The sequence below is a fragment of the Ruegeria sp. BA12 genome, from assembly GCF_056539625.1.
In genome coordinates, this window is record NZ_JBQFVF010000001.1 from 13156 (window position 1) to 34423 (window position 21268).

At 57.0% G+C, this 21268-nt stretch carries 17 protein-coding genes and 1 tRNA gene; 10 read left to right on the plus strand and 8 right to left on the minus strand.

The features are described from left to right. The first annotated feature begins 92 nt into the window (after nt 1-92). Both ACR0B0_RS00055 and ACR0B0_RS00060 read left to right on the plus strand, forming a co-directional pair. Nucleotides 93-1478, plus strand: a complete 1386-nt coding sequence (locus tag ACR0B0_RS00055) for a DEAD/DEAH box helicase (protein ID WP_480645951.1) — start codon at nt 93-95, stop codon at nt 1476-1478. A gap of 95 nt (nt 1479-1573) precedes the next feature. Next, nucleotides 1574-2815 carry a hypothetical protein gene (locus ACR0B0_RS00060; RefSeq protein WP_480645953.1) on the plus strand — a complete coding sequence of 414 codons (1242 nt, stop codon included), beginning with the start codon at nt 1574-1576 and terminating at the stop codon, nt 2813-2815. A gap of 332 nt (nt 2816-3147) precedes the next feature. Here the strand turns inward: ACR0B0_RS00060 and ACR0B0_RS00065 are convergent. Next, nucleotides 3148-3222: transfer RNA gene (locus ACR0B0_RS00065), tRNA-Gln, on the minus strand. Nucleotides 3223-3652: 430 nt separating this feature from the next. Between ACR0B0_RS00065 and ACR0B0_RS00070 the strand changes: the two genes are divergently transcribed. Further along, nucleotides 3653-4159 (plus strand): ferritin, encoded by a 507-nt coding sequence (locus tag ACR0B0_RS00070; RefSeq protein WP_170347778.1) that lies wholly within the window; start codon nt 3653-3655, stop codon nt 4157-4159. A gap of 27 nt (nt 4160-4186) precedes the next feature. Here the strand turns inward: ACR0B0_RS00070 and ACR0B0_RS00075 are convergent, their stop codons facing one another. Then, the gene (locus ACR0B0_RS00075) at nt 4187-4675 is read right to left on the minus strand and encodes an SH3 domain-containing protein (protein ID WP_425081164.1); all 489 of its coding nucleotides are present in this window, start codon (nt 4673-4675) and stop codon (nt 4187-4189) included. A 170-nt stretch (nt 4676-4845) separates the two neighbouring features. On the opposite strand from ACR0B0_RS00075, the gene ACR0B0_RS00080 reads away from it, so the two are divergent. The 5 genes from ACR0B0_RS00080 (at nt 4846) to ACR0B0_RS00100 (ending at nt 13084) form a co-directional block, all read left to right on the plus strand. Continuing rightward, nucleotides 4846-5832, plus strand: coding sequence for a 2-hydroxyacid dehydrogenase (locus ACR0B0_RS00080; RefSeq protein ID WP_170349330.1), 987 nt, complete (start codon nt 4846-4848; stop codon nt 5830-5832). 39 nt (nt 5833-5871) lie between these two features. Beyond that, nucleotides 5872-7665, plus strand: coding sequence for a gamma-glutamyltransferase (gene ggt / locus ACR0B0_RS00085; protein ID WP_480645956.1), 1794 nt, complete (start codon nt 5872-5874; stop codon nt 7663-7665). Nucleotides 7666-7677: 12 nt separating this feature from the next. Further along, nucleotides 7678-9099: an FAD-binding oxidoreductase gene (locus ACR0B0_RS00090; protein ID WP_480645957.1), complete on the plus strand. Its 1422-nt coding sequence runs from the start codon at nt 7678-7680 to the stop codon at nt 9097-9099. A 66-nt stretch (nt 9100-9165) separates the two neighbouring features. Continuing rightward, nucleotides 9166-10440, plus strand: a complete 1275-nt coding sequence (locus ACR0B0_RS00095) for a hypothetical protein (RefSeq protein ID WP_480645958.1) — start codon at nt 9166-9168, stop codon at nt 10438-10440. Between the two features lie 136 nt (nt 10441-10576). Continuing rightward, the gene (locus ACR0B0_RS00100; RefSeq protein ID WP_170347781.1) at nt 10577-13084 is read left to right on the plus strand and encodes a GcvT family protein; all 2508 of its coding nucleotides are present in this window, start codon (nt 10577-10579) and stop codon (nt 13082-13084) included. A gap of 42 nt (nt 13085-13126) precedes the next feature. Here the strand turns inward: ACR0B0_RS00100 and ACR0B0_RS00105 are convergent, their stop codons facing one another. Continuing rightward, on the minus strand, nt 13127-13780 hold the full coding sequence (locus ACR0B0_RS00105) for a DUF938 domain-containing protein (RefSeq protein WP_480645960.1): 654 nt from the start codon (nt 13778-13780) through the stop codon (nt 13127-13129). Then, a complete protein-coding gene (locus tag ACR0B0_RS00110; protein ID WP_480645962.1) occupies nt 13777-14850 on the minus strand; it encodes an NAD(P)/FAD-dependent oxidoreductase in 1074 nt (357 codons plus the stop codon). The genes ACR0B0_RS00105 and ACR0B0_RS00110 overlap by 4 nt, the downstream gene beginning before the upstream one ends. A gap of 152 nt (nt 14851-15002) precedes the next feature. On the opposite strand from ACR0B0_RS00110, the gene ACR0B0_RS00115 reads away from it, so the two are divergent. Beyond that, nucleotides 15003-15383, plus strand: a complete 381-nt coding sequence (locus ACR0B0_RS00115; RefSeq protein ID WP_170349334.1) for a hypothetical protein — start codon at nt 15003-15005, stop codon at nt 15381-15383. A gap of 3 nt (nt 15384-15386) precedes the next feature. Then, nucleotides 15387-16619 (plus strand): HlyD family secretion protein, encoded by a 1233-nt coding sequence (locus ACR0B0_RS00120; protein ID WP_480645963.1) that lies wholly within the window; start codon nt 15387-15389, stop codon nt 16617-16619. 19 nt (nt 16620-16638) lie between these two features. On the opposite strand, the gene ACR0B0_RS00125 is transcribed toward ACR0B0_RS00120, so the two are convergent. The 4 genes from ACR0B0_RS00125 to ACR0B0_RS00140 form a co-directional block, all read right to left on the minus strand. After that, complete coding sequence (locus tag ACR0B0_RS00125; protein ID WP_480645964.1) at nt 16639-18072, minus strand: MFS transporter; 1434 nt, start codon at nt 18070-18072, stop codon at nt 16639-16641. 63 nt (nt 18073-18135) lie between these two features. Further along, complete coding sequence (locus ACR0B0_RS00130; RefSeq protein WP_170347786.1) at nt 18136-19209, minus strand: BMP family ABC transporter substrate-binding protein; 1074 nt, start codon at nt 19207-19209, stop codon at nt 18136-18138. Nucleotides 19210-19240: 31 nt separating this feature from the next. Further along, complete coding sequence (locus ACR0B0_RS00135; RefSeq protein WP_170374180.1) at nt 19241-20161, minus strand: ABC transporter permease; 921 nt, start codon at nt 20159-20161, stop codon at nt 19241-19243. 3 nt (nt 20162-20164) lie between these two features. After that, the gene (locus ACR0B0_RS00140; RefSeq protein WP_170360597.1) at nt 20165-21247 is read right to left on the minus strand and encodes an ABC transporter permease; all 1083 of its coding nucleotides are present in this window, start codon (nt 21245-21247) and stop codon (nt 20165-20167) included. Nucleotides 21248-21268 lie beyond the last annotated feature (21 nt).

Below are 21268 nucleotides of genomic sequence, written 5' to 3' on the forward strand. Positions count from 1 at the left end.
CCCCTAAAAACCGAGCAACTTCCTGCATCTAAATAAAGAAGCAACTGCAGGAGTTTGATCCATGAAGTACCTGTCTGCCCTCGGCGTTCTCGTTGGGGGTTTTCTTTTGCACCCACCGCCCAAGGCTGACCGCAGTCGAGAAAAGCCGCTTCGGACACGTCAGCACGCAACAAAGCACGCAGGATCAGCTCTACATCCGAAACCTTTTGAACATTCTGCGCGTGAGTGCAGCCCAAGCCCATTGGGAGATGTCTAATGGAGCTATTGGCAAATCGCTTCGCGACTTCGAGCGTGGTGGAAAATCGAAAAAAAAGGTATCCCACCGCGACCAGTCCGACATGTTCGCAGCACTGGGAATAGAAGCGCCTGAACCCACAAAGAAATGCGACGCTCTAAACCAAAAACTGGGTCTCAGTGTTCTCAAGGAGCTTGATGAGAAGCGGTATGAGGCGTGCCTGAGAATACAAAATGAAAAAGACAGGGTCGTCTTTCTCGCAGAACGGACGGACACACTCGAGATTTTTGCAGAAGCGCTGTCGCGCAGAGGCCACCACACCAACTATGTCGTGGGAAACCAAACCAAGGGTGAAGATCGCGCAGTGAAGGCGATCTTTGGAGATGGCCCCGACAGTTTCAAGCGTATCAAACAGGGCAAGTCCGTGGAGTCTTACTTCCGACCTGGAGGAAAGAACGAACCAAAAGGATCTGCATCGGTTTTTCTGACTTACAAGATGGCTGAAGGCATCAACCTTCAGTCGTCAGACACGCTGGTGTTCCTTGGTCTGACCTCGAACCTGAAAGAGCTCATCCAAGGTCTGGGTAGGATCGATAGGATCGATAGTGAGTTCGGGGTCGTCAATTACCACCTTGTTGATGTGCCAGTAGGTCAGTTTGCATCTGACGAAAAAATCGCCCAGCGCATAGAGAACTATAAAACTTTGGCGGGGGAGGCGCTAATAGACGCCGTCTTAGAAGAAAGCACCGAAGACGCAGAACTGATCCTCGAGAGTGTCGTTGAATACCTGCGATCCCCGCGGCGGCTCCGCGAAAATAACTTTCACGACGTGCTGGAACGCACCAAGCAAACAATCCCCGAAGACCGCTATAAACTCATCGACAAGGCCAAGATCCAAGGCACCTGGGGCGCCGAGTTGGCGCTCTTATCCGCTCGTGAGAAGTTCACGGCACTGCACCTCAAGGGGCTAAACAAGAGCAACAGCTTCTTCCCGCCTCGCCTGCTGCTTCTCAAGGATTCTGCGCCAGGCCTGATGTTGGAACGCAACCAGCTGGTCTGCGCCCAGTCTCTGGAGACTGCGTACGAACGGACCAGAAGCCTTGGCATGGAACACGCCCACATGTCACCGGAAGATCTCTCTGAAGCGCTAGAGACGATTTCAGAGCAGATTGGCAAGCTGACCGAGTGGGACTTGCGCCCGGCGCGCGTTGAGAGCCTCATGAAAACCCTTATCAGGGCATAGGCGAGTACACGCTCCATGAGCACGATACGCGCTCTTATTTCTTCGACGGCTTCCTGAGTCTTTTGGGATGGTCACTCGGGCCGGACGGGGATGTTATGGAAGAAGTTCGCATCAAGGCAGACACCACTAAATTCATCGATTATCTTGGGCTCAACGATGATACGGGCGCACCCGTTATGATTTTTGAAGCCAAGGCTTGGGGCAAGCCATTTATCAAAGGAAAGGGTACTCTAAGAAAACACACGTCCTCGGAACACCTGCTAATCGAAGCAATCCAACATGTAACCCAAGGCGGAACAAGGGAAGGGGCTCCTGTAATCGGGGATTGGCACGATTACTTGGAACAGCTAGCTGGTTACGTTCAGACTTCAAACGACCGCTATGGTCACAAAGTTGCGAGAGCTGTTCTGTCGCGCGGAGATTGGTTGCTTGTCTTCACCGAACCTACAGAAACCTTCTGCAACGGCAAACTAGGTGAACATAGTTTCCGTATATTTAAACAAGAACAATATGTTGAAGAATCAGACCACATTTTCAGGTTACTCTCCCGAAATTCTATCGGCGCAGTAACACCGCTGAAAATCCGCTCTACACAGTTGAACAATTATGTTTCGGCGGCGAGTGTTTTGTCGGCGCACTATTCCGTTTTTGTGAACTATGAAGAATCTGGAATTGACGTTTTTTCACCACGCCCCCGTATCCAAATCTACCCTGCCATAGTACTGCAGAGGAGTGACGGCGCTATTCTAACGGTTATTGACCATGAAGACCCCTTTGAACTTTTTTTGGAGGAGGATGACCTAGGAATACACACACTACATCAACATATTTCTAGTGTTGAGATAGAGTCTTCGGCGCTACTTAACCGGTGTTCCGATGAACTTGGTGTTGAGCTTGCTGCTGCTCCACTCGAAAATTTCGCGGGTTTTCCGAAGGCTTACAGGCACGAAGTGCCACTTTCTGAGGGCGATGGTCCTGAATATCTCAAACCGTTACGCTCAAGAGCCGATCAATGGCAGGTTGTCACCGGTGACCACCCGCATTTTTTATTTGATCGACCCTCAACAGAGTGCAGCTTTCACTCTTGGTCCAACTGCCGAAACGCCGGCTGCCAAATTGGCGACACTGCGATCAACTCTAAGGTTACAAGAAGACCTAGGGCGTTCTTTACAGACGAGCAAATCTATCATTGCGCGCACCAAACGATTCAAGATCGAAGACAGAAACGATGCAAGATTGCTCCTATCGATATGAGGACATGTTGCCGGGCTTGTATTTTTCAGAGCACGTGTTGGTCGGAAGCTGAAAAAGTAGGACTCCCTTGCGGACGAGCATGACCTACAAGCATGCCTTCCAAAGTCTAGCGACCACATTTTTGTTGCGATTTCAACTGACACCATTCTGCCCAATTAAGAATGTTCGCTTGCGGGCCACTCCCTTGAACACCGCCGCTATTCGGCGAACTTCGGCTCTCCGTACCAGGTACCGGTTTTTAAGTCGCCAGACAGCATGTGCCACGGTGGTTCTTGGAAAAGCTTACTTCAGCAAACTATGCCGAGGACCCACTATCAAATCCGCCGAATTTGGTGAAAGTTGCATTCTTGCCCGACAAAAGTTGGTTTTCTAACCGAACAAGTCGCGATTCATACCGGACGCCACACCGATGAACTGGCTGGGGTGGTAGGATTCGAACCTACGATACACGGTACCAAAAACCGCTGCCTTACCACTTGGCTACACCCCAACGGTGAGGCGCTGTCTACGATTGTTGGTTGGAGGGTTCAAGGGCTTTCGAGTGAAAAAAACTGACTTGGAGCAAAAATTTTTTTCCACGCTCCCGACGATCCAAATTGGCGAAATTTCCGGTCATGGATTGCCTATCTGGAAAAGGATTTATTGGTCACAAAGCCTATGGGAAAGGTCTGAAAGTGTTGAACACGGCCACTGTGTTCGAAGGGCGGAGGGTCTTTCACTCACGTTCTGAGCGGCGTTTTGAAGCTGGGAAATACATTGAACCGGAAATTCGCCCCAGATTTGCAAACGCCTTTCATTCGCAGAAAATGGCGTCTAAAATATTGAAATTAAATTATAAAAACAACCAATCAGGTTGCAGGATTTCTGGAAAATACGTAGCAATGCAAATGCACTGGTACCCCGCGTTACAGGAGACGAAGATGAAGCTGAACCCGAATGTCGCAGAAGCACTGAACCGTCAGATCAACAGTGAGCTTCAGGCATCCTATATCTACCTTGCCATGGCCGCATATTTTGAATCGCAGGACCTGCCAGGATTCGCGCAGTGGTTCCGCGGCCACTCGGATGAAGAACAAACACATGCCATGCGTATCTTCGATTTTTTGGCGCAGCGCGGCGGGAGAATCGAGCTGGAGGGTATCGACACACCCAAGATGGACTATGACTCGCCAGTCGAGGCACTGGAATATGCGCTTGCCAATGAAGAAAAGGTCACAGGTCAGATCAATGCGCTGTTTGAACTGGCGCACGGGGTCAAGGAATACAGCACGCAAAACATGCTGAACTGGTTTTTGGCCGAACAGAACGAAGAAGAAGACTTGTTTGGCAAGATTCTCGACAAGACCAAGGCGGCCAATGGCGATCGGTGGAACCTGTTGCTGTTGGACAAGGATATGGGCACGCGACCCACCCAGGCTACGGAATAGGCGACGGGACGGCTGCGGTCGCCCCCGTTACTCGCGGATTTCAGAGGGGTCGACTCCCCATAGGCTCGATTTCCGGGCCCAGCCGCGGTAACCGCCAGCAGAAATTTGGCACCAGTCCAGGCTGCAACTGCCTAGGCGCGCCACCACCCCGGATTCGAATTGGGCACTGATCTGCGCATTTGGGTCGGGGCTGGCATAGACAGGCAGCATTTCGGATTCGATCAATACGGTCCGCACACCGGACAGTAGGGCATAGTGAACCCACCCGCCGGCACCGTCACGGTCCTGAACCTTGCGCCAATTGCCGTATTCAGCCGTGATTTGCAGCGGCATGCCGCGCCGTTTGAACACCCAGTCGATTCGATGTGTTAACGAAGGACCACGCCGAACATTGCCCTCGGCGGCTTTCATCGAAACATATCTTGGCAATGGCAGGTTGGTCACAGGGCCGCGGGCATCCTGTGCGCTGGCAGCCAAAGTGCCCAGCACAAACAGAAATACGGACAAAACCACCAGAAGGCGGCGTTTTACCGATAGAAAACCACTCACTGACTGCCTGCTCTTGTGCCTGTTGATTTGGTTCCGAAAAAAGGTCGTCTCAATGCGTTGGGGTTCTTGTGCCCCGCCTTATCCTGCGCCACGATGCCATGGCGCGCGAAGGTTTGCAAAGCGATGGGAGGGCGAAAGTGCCAAGAGAACGTCTGAGTGTTGTTGTAACGCGACGGTTGCCCGAGGCAGTGGAAACCAGACTGAGCGAGTTGTTCGACGTCCAGCTGCGCGAGGATGACACCCCCATGTCGCGCGAAGAGCTGGTCGCAGCAGTTCAGAGTGCAGATGTCCTTGTTCCAACGGTGACCGACACAATTGATGGCGGTTTGCTGGGGCAGGCGGGCGAAAACCTGCGCTTGATCGCCAATTACGGGGCCGGTGTCGACAATATTGATGTGTCGACGGCGCGACAGAGGGGCATTCTTGTTTCCAACACCCCCGGTGTGCTGACAGACGATACGGCCGATATGACCATGGCATTGATCCTTGCGGTCACGCGGCGTTTTCCCGAGGGCGTTGGTGTGATGCAACGGGGGGATTGGACCGGCTGGGCGCCGACCGCACTGTTGGGTGGGCGGATCGGTGGACGTCGCCTTGGCATTCTGGGCATGGGTCGGATCGGCCAGGCCGTGGCCCGCCGTGCCCGTGTCTTTGGAATGCAGGTGCATTACCACAATCGTCGTCGCCTACGCCCTGAGGTCGAAGACGAGTTGGAAGCCACCTATTGGGAAAGCCTAGACCAGATGGTCGCTCGGATGGATGTTCTTTCAATTCATTGCCCGTCGACCCCGTCTACCTTTCATCTGATGAACGCGCGTCGGTTAAAGTTGCTGAAGCCCTCGGCGGTAGTTATCAACACCTCTCGGGGTGAAGTGATTGACGAGAATGCGCTCACGCGCCTGATCCGATCGGGTGATATCGCAGGCGCGGGGTTGGATGTCTACGAACATGGCACTCAAGTGAACCCGCGTTTGCGGCAATTGCCTAATGTTGTTCTGCTGCCTCATATGGGATCGGCCACGCTGGAAGGCCGGATCGAGATGGGCGAGAAAGTCATTATCAATATCAAGACCTTCGAAGACGGGCACCGCCCGCCGGATCAGGTTGTGCCATCCATGTTGTGACGCACCCGCGCCGAAGGAACAATTTTTCAGGAGGATACGATGCGACGAAATCTGATATCAGGATTGTTTGTGACGGCATTGACCTTTGGCGGGGCGTCCTTTGCGCAGGAAACAGCGGATGCGGTAGCACCCGAGGGTGCCTCGGACGGGCAGGTTCAGGGCCTGACCGACGAAGTGATTGCCTCGCTTGAGGCGAAGTTGGCCGGTCAGCCCGTAACTTCGCAGAACTGGATGGTTGCTGCGGCGAACCCGTTGGCCGTTGAGGCCGGAGCCAAGGTTCTGCGGGCCGGAGGGTCTGCGGCGGATGCCATGGTCGCGGTGCAGGTCGTGCTGGGGTTGGTCGAGCCTCAATCCTCGGGCCTTGGTGGCGGCGCGTTTCTGGTTTGGTACGACGCGGCAACTGGCAATGTGACCACGCTGGATGGGCGCGAGACGGCTCCGCTGGAAGCGAACCACCGCCTATTCCACAATGAGAATGGTGAGCCCTTGCAGTTCTACGATGCCGTGGTGGGGGGGCTGTCAGTCGGTACGCCCGGTACGCCAGCGTTGCTGGAAGAGGCGCACCGGCGTTGGGGTCGCAGCCCGTGGCCCAGCCTGTTTCAGGATGGCATCACGCTGGCGGATGAAGGGTTCCTTGTATCTCCGCGATTGGCCACTTTGGTCGAGGCAGATGCTGAGAGGTTATCGCGTTTTCCTGTGACGGCTGAATACTTCCTGCCCGGTGGTACGCCTTTGCAGCAAGGTCAGCGCCTGATGAACCTGGACTATGCGAACACGTTGCGTGTTTTGGCCAGTGAAGGGTCGGCCGGGTTCTACGGCGGTGAAATCGCCGCCGGCATCGTCAGCACGGTGCGCGGAGCGCCCGGAAATCCCGGAGTTCTGTCCGGCGTAGATCTGGCGCTGTATCAGGTGATTGAACGCGAACCGGTCTGCGCTGCCTATCGTGTTTATGAGGTTTGCGGCATGGGGCCGCCCTCATCCGGGGCGCTGACGGTCGGTCAGATCCTTGGCATGCTAGACGGGTATGATCTGACCGCGATGGGCCCCGAGGATGCGAATGCTTGGCGGTTGATCGGCGATGCGTCGCGTTTGGCCTTTGCGGATCGCGGCCGTTACATGGCCGATCACGACTATGTGCCGATGCCCACGCAGGGTCTGGTCGAACCCTCCTATCTGTCTGAACGCGGGCAACTGCTGGGCGGCGAGGGCGCGTTGATCGAAGCGACCCCGGGCAATCCAGAGTTCGATCACGCGTCGAACTGGGCGGATGATGTCTCGCTCGAGTTGCCCTCGACCTCGCATATCTCGATTGTCGACCAATATGGCAATGTGCTGTCGATGACCACGACGATTGAAAACGGGTTCGGCTCACGGTTGATGACCAACGGGTTCCTGCTGAATAACGAACTGACCGATTTCTCGTTCAAAACCCACAGCGATGGTGTTCCGATTGCTAACCGGTTAGAGCCCGGCAAGCGGCCTCGCTCTTCGATGAGCCCGACGATAGTCATGCAAGATGGCAAACCGGTATTGGCCATCGGATCACCCGGTGGAAGCCGTATCATTGGCTATGTCGCCAAGTCGATTATCGCCTGGGCTGATTGGGATATGGATGTACAACAGGCGTTGTCACTGCCGCATCTGGTTAATCGCTTTGGCACCTATGATGTGGAACAAGGCACCGCAGCCGAAGGGTTCTCGGACCCGTTGATCGAGCTGGGGTTCGAGGTGAACCCGCGCGATCTGACGTCTGGCCTGCATGCGATCGAGATCGGAGAGGTCCTAACCGGTGGCGCTGATCCACGTCGCGAAGGCATCGCGCTGGGCGAATAAAAGGAAAATTACATGGTGCAGGCAGCAGCGTTGCCGCGAAACGAGGCCGGGATTGAAACGGCTGTCAGTATTCTAAAGCAGAGGTTTGGTGATCGCCTGCAAACCGGCGTTTCAGTCCGAGAACAACATGGGCACACGACAACCTGGATCAACAATCAGGCCCCGGACGCGGTGGTTTTTCCCCGTTCGACCGCGGAAGTATCCGAGATTGTCAAAACCTGTGCCCAGCACAAGGTGCCGGTGATCGCCTTTGGCACTGGCACATCGCTGGAAGGGCATGTGAACGCCCCGGCGGGTGGTATCTCGGTCGACTTGGGCCAAATGAATCAGGTGCTGGCCGTGCATACAGGTGATCTGGATTGCGTCGTGCAACCAGGGGTGACGCGAGAAGACCTGAATACCCATCTGCGCGATCAGGGCCTGTTCTTTCCCATTGACCCCGGTGCCAATGCATCGCTGGGCGGGATGGCGGCAACGCGGGCCTCGGGCACCAACGCGGTGCGCTATGGCACGATGAAGGACAATATCCTCAGCCTTGAAGCGGTCATGCCCGATGGTCAGATCATCCGCACCGGCCGCAGGGCACGGAAATCCTCGGCCGGGTATGACCTGACCCGCTTGCTGATTGGGGCCGAGGGCACGCTGGGCATAATCACCGAACTCACCCTGCGCCTGCAGGGCATCCCCGAGGCGATCACCTCGGCCCGGTGCTCCTTTCCAACAGTTGATGCGGCCTGTCAGGCGGTGATGATGACGATCCAATACGGCGTGCCCGTGGCCCGGATCGAGCTGTTGGACGAACTGTCAGTCAAGGCAGCCAACGCCTATTCCGGTCTTAACCTGCCGGAAACGCCTTTGCTGCTGTTGGAATTCCACGGATCGGAATCCGGCGCGGTTGAGCAGGCCGAAACCTTTGGTCAGATCGCTGACGAGTTCGGTGTTATGGATTTCGCCGCCACCTCAGCAACGGAAGAGCGCAACAGGCTGTGGCAGGCCCGGCATGATATGTACTGGGCCAGCCTGCAACTGCGCCCCGGTGCGCGGGGGATTTCCACCGATGTCTGCGTTCCGATCTCGCGCCTGGCGGAATGCGTCACCACGACCCGGGACAAGGCCAAGGAACTGAGCCTGATGGCACCGATCGTGGGGCATGTGGGGGACGGGAATTTTCACACTCTGCTGTTGATCGACATGGACAACGCCGATGAGGTGGCGCGGGCGGATGGGTTTGTCGGTTGGCTGAACGATCTGGCCATCTCGATGGAGGGCACGTGTACCGGTGAGCATGGAATCGGGCAGGGCAAGCGACCCTATCTGATCAAGGAACTGGGCGCGGCGGTCAGCTATATGGATGCAATCAAAAAAGCACTCGACCCGGACAACATCATGAACCCTGGGAAAATCCTGTCGAATGCAGATTTCGACCATCATTAAAATTTCGGGCTGAAAGCCACAAGGCTGCCCAAATTCCATTCTATCTTTCGCAAAAATGAGCAGCGATTGATTTTGGAATCTCAGATGGGCATTTTGCGGATTTTTGGTTTTATGGTGGTCGTAATATCGACTATTGTGGGCCTTGATTATTACCAACAGGGCAAAAAGCACGAAGGCACTTTGTCCGTCAGTGGTTATGTCGAATCGATCAAGCACCGTTTTGCGCAACAACAGGAAGAGCGTGAGGCCAAAGCCGTCGAACGTAACCGGAAAAAACGCTGGAAAGCCGGGGCCAAGTCTTATCTGCCAGCAGCCAGCGCCGGATGGGCACAATTTGAGCTGACCCAGATGGACAGCGCGCCCGTCGATACGGTGCTTTCGAATTATGCCCCGATCCCCCTGATCAGTTCGGTATCTGGTACGGCTGAACTGATGCGTCTGGTGAAAGGCGGCAAGAAAGGGATCGCGCGCAAGCTGAGCGAAACCGGGCTGGTATATGCCAAAGGTGATGAGGTCGTCTGGTTCGACATCAGCCTCAAACCTAAATCGGCGCGTAACTCGCTGGCGGGCATGGCCCTTTCGCGGCAGCAAAATTTCATGTCGCATACCGCGATCAAACAGGGTTTTGCGGTGATTGACGGTGTCGCATTCATGGAAATCACTCAGGACCTGACCAATCCCACCGAAGCGGTGGATTATCGCAGGATCATCGGGCGGATCGGGATTGACGAAGAGGTTGTGATCCGGATGGGCACTAATGCCGATGACGCCACGATTCTAGAGCTTTTGGAGGCCGTCGATTATGCCGCCCTTAACACTTTACTGACTTATCCGTCGCTTGTGGTGGGGCAGGGTGTTTCGGTCCAGCAAGACCGCCAGCCAGAGGTCGCCGAAAAGATGGATCAGCTGTATAAGGAAATGCAGTTGGTTCAGGAAAAGATCACCGATGAAAAGCTCAAGAATCTGGATGTCACGGCGATGATGGTCAATTCGATGACGGCGTCGGATTTCAACAGCGATGGCATCATGGATATTACCGGGGGTGAGGTATTCGAAAATCAGGACATCCTGCAAATCGGATATGGTCGGGCGCAAAAACTGCTGTTGGACTCTGATCAGCGCCAGGCGGCTTTGGCAGAAGAGGACCAGGCCAAAGGATCGGGGTTTTTCAACAGGCTGAAAAACAAGCTGCCAGCCTTTGCCGCGCCCAAGTACAAGGATACGGCAGTGAAACCGGCCCCGAAAAAAACCTCGCAACCAGTGCGCGTGCATAAGGGCGGGTTAGGGACGTCCTGCGCGCAGGTTGGCAGCATCAAGCGGTGTTCAGCCTCGGGGCAATAACGCCAATCACGATGATTCCGCAGTCTGTTTACGGTAGCGGGTCGTTTTTTTTCTCTCACTGGTCGGATGAATGTCGCGCCGGGTGCTTCAAATGCGCCATATGGTGTCAACTGAATTCAAGGGGAGACGCCCGGTTATGAAAACCCAAGTCAAAGCATTGGTTGTTGGCGGCGGCGCCGTTGGGACCTCGATTGCCTATCATCTGGCCAAAGCGGGTTGGGATGATGTGATGTTGATTGAACGGGATGAGCTGACGTCCGGCTCGACCTGGCACGCCGCTGGCCTGCTGCCGTTGTTCAACATGTCCTACGCGACAACTCACATCCACAAGTACTCGGTCGACTTCTACAAGACGCTTGAGGAAGAAACCGGTCTGAACGCAGGGTTTGCTGTGGTCGGCAACCTGCGCATGGCCCAAACGCAAGAACGTATGGACGAATACATGCTGTATGCGTCCACCGCCGAGACCTGCGACGTTGCATATGAATGGCTGACCCCGGACCAGATCAAGGAACGCTGGCCGCTGATCGAGACGTCGGACCTGAAGGGTGCGATCTACCACACTGAAGATGGTTACATTAACCCGGCCGACGTGACGCAGGCGATGGCCAAAGGCGCCCGTCAACGCGGCGTCGATATCGTCCGCAAGATGCAAGCCGATGCGTTCCACTGGAACGGTACCCACTGGGAAGTCACCTGCACTAAGATGGTCGAGAAGGGCGGCAACCTCATTCCTTCGGATGAGCAGGTTGTTATCACCGCCGAGCATGTCGTCACCGCTTCCGGAAACCACGCGCAGCGCACGGCCAAGATGCTGGGCATCAAAATGCCTGCGATCCCGGTCGAGCACACCTTTATCGTCATGGACAAAGACCCCGAGCTGGTCAAATGGCGCGAAGCTGGCAACCCCGAACACCCTGTTGTCCGTGATGCTGACAACGAATCTTACGCCCGCGAGGAACGTGGCGGCTGGATTCTGGGTATTTACGAACACGGCGCGCCTGCGCAGTTCGAACACGGCGTTCCGGACAGTTTTCGCGCGGACCTGTTCCCGCTGGATCTGGACCGGATTGCTGATCAGTACATGGCGATGGCCGAACGCGTGCCGTCCTGCGCCGAGTCTGGTCTGAAAGACGATTTCAACGGCCCGATCTGCTATACCCCCGACGGCAACCCACTGGTTGGTCCGGCTCCGGGCCTACGCAACATGTGGCTGGCTGAGGGTTTCAGCTTTGGTATCACGGCTGCAGGCGGCACCGGCTACTATCTGGCACAGATGATGGTGGATGGCGAAGCCGAGATCGACATGGCCTCGCTGGACCCCAAACGCTACAGCAGTAACTGGATGACCACCGAGTTCGCGGCCCGCAAGAACGAAGAATGCTATGAGCACGTCTACATCCTGCACCACCCGGATGAAGAGCGTGAAGCCTGCCGTCCGCTGCGGACTGTTCCGGCCTACGACCGTCAGAAAGCACGCGGCGCGCAGTTCGGTTGGGTTAACGGATGGGAACGTCCGAACTACTTCGGTCCCACCGATGCGCCAGATAACTTTGATAAGGAAAGCCGTTCGTTCCGTCGTGGTGGCTGGTGGCAATACGCAGTCGAAGAGGCCAAAGCGATCCGTGAAGGCGTGGGTCTGGTCGACGCGTCCGCGTTTACCAAGCATGTCGTCAAAGGCCCCGGTGCTACCCAGTTTCTGGACTGGTTCACCTGCAACAAGCTGCCCAAAGTTGGTCGTATCAACCTGACCTACGCGCTGACCTCGCATGGCACCACCCGAACCGAATACACCATCGTCCGCAATGGCGAGAATAACTATTACATCGTTTCAGCCGGCGCCTGGACCGAGTATGACGCCGACTATCTGCGTAAGGCGGCTGAGGACAAGATGGATGAGTTCGGCTATATCGAAATCCAGGACGTGACCACGCAGTGGGGCGTTTTTGCCATCGCCGGACCCAAGTCGCGTGACGTTCTGAAAGAGGTCATCAAGGACGCCGATCCGGAAACCGCGCTGTCCAACAAGCGTTTCCCGTGGCTGTCGGCCCGTCAGATCGAACTGGGCATGTGCCCGGTCAACGCGATCCGAGTGGCCTATACCGGTGAACTGGGCTGGGAACTGCACCACCCGATCGAGATGCAGAACTACCTGTTCGACTTGCTGGAAAAAGCGGGTGAGAAGCACGGTATGAAGCTGGTTGGCGCGCGCGCCCAGAACTGGTTGCGTCAGGAGAAATCCTATCGCGCCTTTGGAACCGAACTGGGCCGCGACGCGACCCCGCTGGAAGCTGACCTGCCGCGTTTTGTCGACCTGTCAAAGGACTTCCACGGCAAGGCCAAGCTGGAAGAAACCGGCGTGCGTGTGAAGTGCTGCACTTTGTTGATCGACGGACCGGACGATGCCGACCCGTGGGGCCGCGAGGCGCTGTACACGCCAGAAGGCGAGCGTGTGGGCCGTCTGACTTCAGGCGGCTACTCGGTGGCGTTCGAAAAATCCATCGGTATGGGCTACGTGAAACCTGAAATGGCAGTCGAAGGCACCAAGCTGAAGGTCAAAATTCAGGACAAGCTTTGGGATGCGGTCGTGACCTGCGACAGCCCCTACGATCCGAAAAACGAAACCATCCGCAAGGACGGTTAACCCGGACAGAGAACAGGCGGCGCGAAGGTGCCGCCTGTTTTACTATTGGCCGGGCTTTTCTGCGATAAAGGCCAGATTGTTCGCAGGCATCTCGACCATCCCGAGGACGGTCAGGTTCTGGGCGCGCATCAACGCGGCAATGTCTTCATCATTTTTATACCCGATCTCAGCGTCTTGCTGGACCAGAGCATCGTGAAAGCGTTGGTCGCCATCGCTGGTCAATTGCCCCGAACGTTTGAATGGTCCGTACAGGATAAACCGCCCCTTGGGGGCCAACGCCTGCGCGGTTTCGGTCACCAGCATTTGTGTTTCCGGCCAGCTGATCAGATGCACCAGATTGATCAGGACGATCAGGTCCTGACCGACGAACTCGGTGTGCCAACCTTGCGCTGTGGCGTCCAAAGCCACTGCGTCCACAACGTTGGGCAGATCGGCAGCATAGGCTTTGATGCTGGTTATCCGCTCGACCTCGACTTCGGTCGGTTGCCAGATGAGGTTTGGCAGGCACTGGGCGAATGCGCTGACATGCTGGCCGGTGCCGCTGGCAATTTCCAGCGCCCGGCCTGCCTTGGGGGTCCATTGAGCCAGTAGGTCACACAAAGCTTCGGCATTGCGGGTCGCGGCAGGGGCGACAAGCCGCCCGTCCTGACCTTCGGTGGCAACGCTGGCGTTGGAGGGGAGGGTTCTTTTGCTCATCGACGCAACCTTTTCGGGCTGAGGGCAGCAATGATTTCAGGGTCCAGTTCAGATGTCGCGCCGGTTGTCAGATCAGCAACCAGTTGCGAAGCCGCCGGAGAGGTCTGGAACCCATAGCCCCCCTGACCCGCAGACCAGACAAAGGACGGATCAGACGGATCGGGCCCCAATACCAAAGTTCCATCCGGCGCGAAGCTGCGTAGCCCTGCCCAGTTTACCTCAACCCGGGTGACGGGTTCGGTCACCATCTCTTCGTACCGGGCCAGCCCCTCAGCCAACACCATGTCATCGGCGTAGGCATCCTGCGGTGGTACGGGGTCGGCCTCGCACGGGGAAACCAACAGTTTGCCTGCATCGGGCTTGGCATACCATGTCTCACCCGCGCCCAACATCATCGGCCAGCCGCTCAGGTCATGCCCGCCGGGGGCAGGCAGCCGCGCCATCGACCTGCGTTTCGGAATTATTCCGATTGGTGCAATCCCCGCCATCACGGCGATCTCGTCAACCCAAGGGCCGGCAGCATTGATCAGGATGCGGGCTTCAAAGACTTCCCCAGCCTCGACGACCCAGCGCCCATCCTTGCGAATGGCGGTGACCTTGGCCTTGGTCACCACGTCACCGCCATTGCCGCGAATGGTGCGGGCGAAATCCTGCAGCAACCGGTCCGTGTCGATATCAAATGCCCCACTGCTGAGCGCTGCGAACCCAAGAGTGTCGGGGTTCAGGATTGGCACACGTGCCAGCGCCTGCGCCGTTTGGATCACCTGCATATTCAGATCCTGGACGTCCCGTTCTAAGATTTCGGCCTGATCCTTACGACCAACCAACATCAGATCGCGGGGCGTCAGATACCCGCCGTTTTCAGCTCGCATAAACGCGGCACTGGCCCTGTTCAGCGCAACGACGGAGGGCGGACCATAGTTTTCCTCGAACAACGCGGCGGACCGGCCAGACGCGTGATAGCCCAACGCATCCTCAGCCTCGAGCACAGTTACCCGACCGTGATATGACAGGCGTGCCCCGGCGCTCAGACCGGCGATACCGCCGCCTATGACAAGAAAATCAATCATATGTCCCCTTTTCACCGCGTACCTATTATGGCGAAACCGATCGTCCCAACCTGCCTGGAACTCTAAGCAGGCTTGAATTTGCGCATCAACCCATCCAAAGAAGTAACAAGCAATAACAGGAGGGCAGGGTGAGTACCGCAGATTTACACCCGATGGCCACGGGGCATATTCCGTCCTACGTGACCCAGGCGGACGGCAGTGATTTTCTTTTAACGTTCATGTTTGTGTTTACCGTTTTGGTGATTGTTCTGATCGGGGTTGGATATTTCACCCTGCATTCGATCCCCGAAAAAATAGCGCACGAATCCAACCACCCTCAGTTCCAGTTGGTCGGGATACTGGCCTTGCTGGCGCTGTTCACCCATAACGGGTTGTTCTGGGTCGCCGCCATTCTGGTGGCTGGGTTCCAGTTCCCCGATGTGGCCGCTCCACTCAGAGCTATTGCGGATGCAATCCGATCTTTGGGCAATCAACGCCCCGAAGGCCCCGCACCGGCCCAACCCACCGAACCCACCGCGCAGCAGGAGCATTAGAATATGCTTGAGACATTGATGTGCGCGCTGGTGACGGTGCTGCCCGACTACCTGTTTCGACGCTACGTGCAGGGTAAGCGGATCGGGCATGAGATTACCCTGTTTACCATGTGGTACGAACTGCGCTGGGGTCTGACCACCTGTGCGATTCTGGCGCTGACCGTGATCACCACGCTGTTCTACTTTCATCCGGCGAGCAAGACGGCGGCCTCGTATTTCCGCACCGTGACGATCCTGCCACAACTGGGTGGTCGCGTATCCGAGGTCTATGTGAAAAACAATGAACTCGTGACAGCGGGGCAGCCGATCTTCCGGATCGAGGATTTCACACAGAGAGCCATGGTCGAGGCCGCGCACGCCGATATAGCGCAGGTTCAGGCATCGCTCAGGGTGGCGCAGACCGATCTGGCTGAGGCTGAGGCTGGCATCGCCGGGGCACGCGCTGCGTTGGATCAGTCGCTTGAGGATCTTGAACGCAACACCACGCTGCGGGACGAAGGGTCCAGCGCCGTGCGTCTGGCCGAGATTGACCGGCTGGAAAACCTGGTGGCCGAGCGTGAGGCACAATTGCGGGCCGCCGAGTCACAGCGCGCAGCAGTCGTGCAGCAGATCGAGGAGTTGATCCCCGCTCAACTGGCCAGCGCCAACGCTCAGCTGGACGCTGCCCTGACCGAGCTGGACAAAACCGTGATCAGCGCCGGGGTCACTGGCCGGATTGAACAGTTTGGCCTGCAGGTCGGCGACTATGTCAGCCCTCTGTTGCGTCCGGCAGGTATCTTGGTGCCGTCACACTCGGGCCATGATCGGTTTCAGGCCGCTTTCAACCAAATGTCCGCTCAGGTTATCAAGCCAGGAATGATCGGAGAGCTGGGTTGTATGACCAAGCCGTTCACCGTGATCCCGATGGTCGTGGTTGAGGTGCAGGATGTTATCCCCTCGGGCCAAATTCGCCCTTCGGATGAGCTGCGGGATGTGCAGGCCAATACCAATCCCGGATCAATCCTGGTGTATATGGAGCCGCTTTATAAAAGCATGGCCGATGACATCCCGCCGGGCAGCAACTGTCTGGCCAATGTCTATACCGACAACCACGAACGGCTAGAGCATGAGGATTTGGGTTTCTGGAAATCTGCAACGCTGCATGTGATCGACACGATTGGCGTTGTTCACGCTGCGGGCCTGCGCCTGCGTCTGATCCTGATGCCGGTGAATACGTTGGTTTTGACCGGTCATTAAACCAACCCCGGCCGCGCCGTCACTTAGTCGCGCGGCCGGGTATTTTCGCCTCGGTCAGCGAGGCATAAGAATAGGCCAGAACGCAGGCTGCGAAGCCTGCCACAAAGCCAAATACCATGGTGTATGAGTTGCTGAGGGCATAGACGGAACTGCCCAAGGCCATGCCGACCGTGCCACCCAACAGTTGAAACGTCATGGATATCCCGCTGGCCTGCCCGTGCAGATCCTGTGGCACGGCAAGCATGATGGTCCGTCGGGGCGGGACAAACAGGAACGGTACGCAACACCCCCACAAAACATAGCCAGCGAAGATCGGCGCCGTGACTTCCAGATGCATTCCCAACGCAACCAGCACGATGGCCAGTGTCCCCAACGCTGTGCCCGTCAGCGATGGGCCGCGCGTGCCAAACCTGTCGGCCACCTTACCGGCCAATGGGGCCACGAAGATCTGCGGAAACGCGATTGGCAAAAGGGCGGCACCGGCGGCCAGCGGTGAAAAGCCAAGTTTGGTTTGAAAATACGACGCGCCGAACACAAACAGGACAATCTTGCCGAACTGCGCAGTGAACAGGATCATGTTCGAGGCCGCGAAACCCGGCTTTGCAAATAGTGATATTGCAATCAGTGGCGTTTGAATGCGTTGTTCGACCCGGACAAATAGGGCCAGCGCTACGAAGCCTGCAAGAAGCGCCATAATCACCTCGGGCTGGGTCCAGCCCCGATCTGGCCCCTCCATGATCCCGAACACCAGCGCAGCCAGACCCGGCACCAGCAGCAACAGACCCTTCCAGTCAAACCCAAGTACAGGCTGGTGTGGTGGATCACGCCAGTAGGCCCAGGCAATCGCGGCAACAGCCAATACAATTGGCGGGTTGACCCAGAAAATCCAGCGCCACGACAAGTATTCGGTCAGTATGCCTCCGACCAGTGGCCCGAGTGACAGAAAGACTGTTCCGATGCCGCCGTACAGACCAAGGGCAAGACCGCGTTCCTTTTCATCGAAGGACTGGATCAGCACCACCATCGACAAGGGAAAGATCAGCGCAGCACCAACGCCCTGAACCGCGCGGGCCGTCAGCAGCGCCAGGCCGCTCTCGGCAAACCCTCCCAACGCTGAGGATAGACCAAAGATTAAAAGGCCCACGCTCAGCAAAACCCGGATGCCCAAAATGTCGCCCAATCGTCCCGCAGCGCCGGCAAAACAGGCCAACACCAAAAGGTAAATATTGACCACCCAATGCGCATCCAACCGCGACAGATTTAGTTCGGCCCGGATGGTGGGCAACGCGACACTGACGACTGTTTCATCCAGCAATATGACGCCAAGAATGGCCCCCATCGCGCCAAGTATCCACCAGCGGCTGCGATCTTGTGCCTTGGTTTGCATCGGTTTTTCGTCCCACCGTTGATGGATCACCGACCCCATCAGGTCTGGTGCCGGCCCGTTCGTCAAGGCGCACTCCAACAAAAAAGGGCCAGCCAAATGGCCAGCCCTTCGGTGTGAGTGTTGTTAGGTTTACTGCGGAATGTCGCCTTCCAGCCCTTCGACGTAGAAGTTCATCCCTGCCAGTGTACCGTCATCGGCGGTTTCGCCTTCTGCCAGCCAGTCGCTGCCGTCCTGCTTTTTCAGCGGACCCGTGAAGGGGTGGTATTCACCTGCGGCCATGGCGGCCTTCATCGCCAGCGCTTCTTCTTTCACTTCGGCAGGAACCGCGTCCGAGATTTCGCCAATCTCAACCATGCCTTCTTTGATGCCGTCCCAGGTGTTCACGGTTTCCCACGACCCATCCATAACAGCCTGGGTGCGCGCGATGTAATAGGGCGCCCAGTTGTCGATGATCGAGGATACGCGTGGCTTCGGGGCGTATTCGCTCATGTCCGAGGCTTGCCCGAAGGTGATCACGTTGCCTGCCTCTTGCGCGGCCGCCTGCGGTGCGGTCGAGTCGGTGTGCTGCAGGATCACGTCGGCGCCCTGTTCGATCAGAACGGTGGCGGCGTCCGCTTCTTTTGCGGGATCGAACCAAGTGTAGGCCCAGACAATCTTGAACTCGACATCCGGGTTCACCTTCTTGGCGTGAATATAGGCCGAGTTGATGCCGCGGATCACTTCGGGGATCGGGTAGGAACCAATATAGCCGACGATGTTCGACTCGGTCATTTTACCGGCGATGTGGCCCTGAACGGCACGACCTTCATAAAAGCGAGCAGAATAGACCGAGACGTTGTCGGCGGTCTTGTAGCCAGTCGCATGCTCGAACTTCACGTTCGGGAATTTCTTGGCCACGTTGATGGTCGGGTCCATATAGCCGAACGAAGTGGTAAAGATCAGGTCAGCCCCTTCCAGCGCCATCTGAGTCATCACACGTTCAGCGTCCGGGCCTTCGGGCACCGATTCAACGAACACGGTTTCAACCTTGTCACCGAAATGCTCTTCGACCGCCAGACGGCCTTTGTCGTGTTCATAGGTCCAGCCGCCGTCGCCGACGGGGCCGACATAGACGAAACCGACTTTGGTTTTGTCTTCGGCCATGGCGCTTGTCGCCAGACCCAGCGCCATGGCGGCGCTTGCCAAAAGTGATGTGAATTTCATGTGTTACTCCCCAAGTTGGTTTAATTGGCCCCTAGTGTGAGGCATGGAAGATCCGGCCTAGTGAGGCAGGTGCGCTGCTCTTGTCGGCCGAAAGGATCACAAGCACAAGGATCGTGATGATATAGGGCGACATTGCCAGATACTCGACTGGAATGGCAACGCCCGCCGCCTGCAAATTAAGCTGCAACACCGTGATTCCGCCGAACAAATAGGCACCCAGCAAGGCGCGCCATGGCTTCCAGCTGGCGAAGACCACCAGCGCCAGGGCGATCCAGCCGACACCGGCCGTCATACCCTCGGTCCACTGCGGGACGCGGATCAGGCTGATATAGGCTCCGCCGAGGCCCGCGCATGCGCCACCGAACAGGATCGCCATGATGCGGATCTTGATAACCTTGTAACCCAAGGCGTGAGCCGCATCGTGGTTTTCACCCACCGCGCGCAGGATCAAACCGACGCGAGTGTATTTCAGAACGGCCCACACGGCGGCTGTTAGTGCGATACCGACATACAGGATCGGGTCATGCTGGAACAGGATCGGGCCGATCACCGGGATATCGCTGATCACCGGGATGTGGATGTCACCCATGCTGGGCGGCTTGATACCTACATAGCTTTGGCCCAGAAGGGCGCTGAAACCCAGGCCAAACAGGGTTAGGGCCAAACCACTTGCAACCTGATTGGCCAGCGCGAACTGTGTCAGCAGCACAAACAGTAGCGACAGTACGGCGCCGCCGATGGCCGCCGCAATGAACCCCAGCCAGGGTGAGCCGGTTTCGACCGAGATCGCAAATCCGCTGATTGCACCCACGATCATCATACCCTCGACGCCAAGGTTCAGGACGCCTGCTTTCTCGACCACCAACTCTCCGATTGCAGCCAACAGCAGCGGAGTTGCGGCCACCATCAGCGAGGCGATCAGAAGTACGGGATTGATTTCACCTAAATCCATGGGTCACGCCACCTCGCTATGGGCCGCACGGATGCGGTAGTTGGTCAAAAGATCGAAAGCCAGCAGGAAGAACAGAAGCATCCCCTGGAACACCTGAATGGCAGCGGCGGGCAGGCCCAGCTGAGACTGCGCGATTTCACCGCCGATATAAGTCAGCGCCATCAGGCCACCGGCCAGCAGGATACCCACCGGATGCAGACGGCCCAGAAAGGCCACGATGATCGCGGTAAAGCCATAACCGACGTTAAAGTCGATGCTGACCACACCCGAGGGGCCGGACACTTCGAACATGCCCGCAAGCCCGGCCAGCGCGCCGGACAGACCCAGGCAGAACAAGATCAGCCGCGCCGGGTTCACGCCTGCAAACTTTGCCGCGCGAGGGGCTTCTCCGGTCAGCCGGATGTGGAAGCCCAACATGTGCCGGTTCAGCAGGACATAGGCAAAGATCACCGCGATCAGCGCGGTCACGACACCCCAGTGCATCCCGGACCCCGCGATCAGTTCCGCATTATGTGCGCTTTCATAGGATTGCAGGTTACGCGAGCCGGGAAAGCCGAAGCCTTCGGGGTTTTTCAGCAGGCCCAGCGAGACCGAGGCCAGCATCTGTTCGGCCACGTACACCAGCATCAGCGAAACAAGTATTTCATTGGTGCCGAAGCGGACCTTTAGAAAGGCCGGAATGGATGCCCACAACCAACCGCCAAGCGCGCCAGCGATCACCATGATCGGAAAGACGTAAAACGCCTCTAGCGGATAGAAGGCCAAGCCCGCACCGGCCCCAAAGATGGCACCCATGATGTATTGACCCTCGGCCCCGATATTCCAGATACCGGCGCGGAAACCCAGCGATAGGCCAATGGCGATCAGCACCAGAGGTGCCCCTTTCACCAGCAATTGCGGACGGTAATAAAAGGCGAATTCTCCGAACAGAGGTTCCCAGAAAATAGTGCCGATGGCTTCGATCGGGTTCTTACCCAGAATGGCGAACAGAATGCCGCCAAACACCATCGTTGCCAACACCGCCACCAGCGGGGTGGCATAAGACCACGCCTTGGACGGCTGCGGCCGTTTCTCCAACACAATCATCCGCTCATCCCCCTGATTTCA